Here is a 966-nt window from a genome sequence, read left to right as displayed (position 1 = left end):
GTATTATTTATATCGATATTTAAGCTACTGAATTTTTTAGAACGGGTTGAGATGATTTCATCTGTACCGCCTTCTGTTTTACGTAAAAYCTCTTTAATTTCTTCTATAGAAAGMGGTTGTGAATATAAATTACGTTCATTGTAGGAAATTTCGTTTTTCTTAAGCCAAGCTTTTGCTTTACGACAGGCTAAACTRCTTGGAGTAGTATAAATTGTTACCATTTAAAATCGACTCCTTCAWAGTGTTAAAGTTTATGGAATGAATTATTTTTRTATTTGTTATACTCWTACTTTAACGTTTYTTTGTGTCAGCAMKATGTCAAGAAAATAAACTTAAAAGTTATTTTAATTCCTGTACATGAACAACAGTATGTGTTYGAACCGTTTTATCGAGGTGAARACAAAAAGCTGAAGATACGTGGTTTAGGTTTAGGACTGYCATTCAGCAAGATGCTTGCCAAAGTGTAAAAAAAGGGAGATCTTGTGCTGAAAGAAAGTAATGAACAAGGGACGACGTTTACAATTATTGTAGAGAAATAAAATTAGAGATAGAAAAAAGGGTTGTCCGCTTTAATGGACAACCCTCTTATTATGCAACTGAATGTAGGATGGTTGATTAAGCCAATTGGCTGATTGCACGCCATAATTGAATATGACGTACTTTTCTAGGAAGGAAGCGCCCCATTTCTTCTTCGTTATAACCGGCATGCAAGTTCTTATGGTCGAAAATGATTGGTCGGCGAAGTAAATCCGGGTTATCTTGAATAAGCTTACAAAGATCATTAAGTGGTGTATTATTTATATCGATATTTAAGCTACTGAATTTTTTAGAACGGGTTGAGATGATTTCATCTGTACCGCCTTCTGTTTTACGTAAAATCTCTTTAATTTCTTCTATAGAAAGAGGTTGTGAATATAAATTACGTTCATTGTAGGAAATTTCGTTTTTCTTAAGCCAAGCTTGCTT

Annotated in this window: 2 protein-coding genes; both read right to left on the bottom strand. The window is 33.3% G+C overall.

Annotated elements, in window-relative coordinates:
• A partial coding sequence (locus tag AC1DUW_RS30490; RefSeq protein ID WP_477644400.1) for an ArsC/Spx/MgsR family protein occupies positions 1 to 221 on the bottom strand: 221 nt, incomplete at its 3' end.
• Between the two features lie 394 nt (positions 222 to 615).
• Positions 616 to 966, bottom strand: a 351-nt coding sequence (gene spx, locus AC1DUW_RS30485) for a transcriptional regulator Spx (protein WP_477644399.1), incomplete at its 5' end; no start/stop codon positions are given.

Source organism: Peribacillus sp. P4_C12, assembly GCF_056402095.1.
This window is presented reverse-complemented; position numbering and strand designations above follow the sequence as displayed.